This window comes from Candidatus Sodalis sp. SoCistrobi (genome assembly GCF_900143145.1).
Lineage (GTDB): Bacteria > Pseudomonadota > Gammaproteobacteria > Enterobacterales > Enterobacteriaceae > SoCistrobi.
The window spans coordinates 1-1,467 of the sequence record NZ_FRDB01000369.1 but is presented as its reverse complement, the minus strand read 5'-3'; the positions used below and the strand labels follow the sequence as shown (position 1 = coordinate 1,467).

Here is a 1,467-nt window from a genome sequence, read left to right as displayed (position 1 = left end):
CAGGCGTCTGACCCCGCTCATGTTAATCCGGCGTGTGTAGTGATTCGGTGGTGCGGTAGTTCAGTCGGTTAGAATACCGGCCTGTCACGCCGGGGGTCGCGGGTTCGAGTCCCGTCCGCACCGCCACCCTATTTAGGGGCGTAGTTCAATTGGTAGAGCACCGGTCTCCAAAACCGGGTGTTGGGAGTTCGAGTCTCTCCGCCCCTGCCAGCCATGGAAAACCCTTCGCGTTTGCGAAGGGTTTTTTTTGCCCATTGGTTTCCCCCCATACTGTTGTTTCCCCCTGCGTCGACGCCCGGTCCGAATCAGCTAAACATATGCACAAAAACACTGTTCGTTCAGGGTGTGATGCCGCTCATCATAATTATTTTCATTTCTATTAAAACTAATTAACACCTACAAGCAATAAGGGAGATGCGTCCATTACTCATCCAGCAATACCGTCCCAAAAAGCGCCCGGCCATCAGCCGCTGGCCGAAGGCCGGGTGCGCCTCACCCCTGCAAAAAGAGAAAAATAAGGAAGGTCACATGATGGTCAAGCGCATGATAATTGCTTTGGCGGTAAGCGTTGCCTTGGGTCAGACGGCGCAGGCGGCAGCACCGGTGGTGGGTTTCTCGCAAATTGGTTCGGAATCCGGCTGGCGTTCGGCGGAAACCAAAGTCGCGAAAACCGAAGCGGAAAAGCGCGGCATTACGCTGAAAATCGCCGATGCGCAGCAAAAGCAGGAAAACCAAATCAAAGCGGTACGCTCCTTTATCGCGCAGGGGGTGGACGCCATCTTTATTGCGCCAGTGGTCGCCACCGGCTGGACGCCCGTTTTGCAGGAGGCCAAGGAAGCCAAAATCCCCGTCTTTTTGCTGGACCGCATGATAGAGGTGAATGACCCATAGCTTTATACCTCCGCAGTCGCCTCTGATAGCGTGCACGAGGGTAAAGTCGCCGGCGAGTGGCTGGCGAAGGACGTAGGCGATAAAGCCTGTAACGTGGTGGAACTGCAGGGCACGGTCGGCGCCAGCGTGGCGATCAACCGTAAAAAAGGCTTTGCCGATGGCATCAGCGGGCATTCTAATATCAAGATCATTCGTTCGCAGTCCGGTGATTTTACCCGTAGTAAGGGAAAAGAGGTGATGGAAAGCTTTATTAAAGCGGAACAAAACGGTAAGAACATCTGCGCCGTTTACGCCCATAACGATGATATGAATAACCCCGAGTTTATTAGAGAGTAATTTTGGCAATACTACGCCGCTTCCTCTGATGCTAATTGCAAAGCGTAATAGTTCATTTCGGCTTCAGTAGGAGGGATGTAACCCAGCCGCCCGAGCAGCCTTCTGTTGTTGTACCAGTCCACCCAGTCCAGCGTGGCCAACTCCACTTCCGTCCGGTTTTTCCAGCTCCCGCGGTGGATAACCTCCGTTTTGTACAACCCGTTGATACTCTCTGCCATCGCATTATCGTAGGAGTCGCCG

General features: G+C 53.6%; 1 protein-coding gene, 2 tRNA genes and 1 pseudogene. 3 read left to right on the top strand and 1 reads right to left on the bottom strand.

From position 1 onward, the window contains the following. Positions 1–49 precede the first annotated feature (49 nt). The 3 genes and pseudogenes from CINSTRO3249_RS15880 to CINSTRO3249_RS15870 all read left to right on the top strand — a co-directional run. Positions 50–126, top strand: a tRNA-Asp gene (locus CINSTRO3249_RS15880). Positions 127–134: 8 nt separating this feature from the next. Beyond that, a tRNA-Trp gene (locus CINSTRO3249_RS15875) sits at positions 135–210 on the top strand. Between the two features lie 321 nt (positions 211–531). Then, a pseudogene (locus tag CINSTRO3249_RS15870) lies at positions 532–1,200 on the top strand (ABC transporter substrate-binding protein); the annotation flags it as partial. Positions 1,201–1,238: 38 nt separating this feature from the next. Here CINSTRO3249_RS15870 and CINSTRO3249_RS15865 read toward each other — a convergent pair. Continuing rightward, positions 1,239–1,467, bottom strand: a 229-nt coding sequence (locus CINSTRO3249_RS15865; RefSeq protein WP_143146879.1) for an integrase core domain-containing protein, incomplete at its 5' end; no start/stop codon positions are given.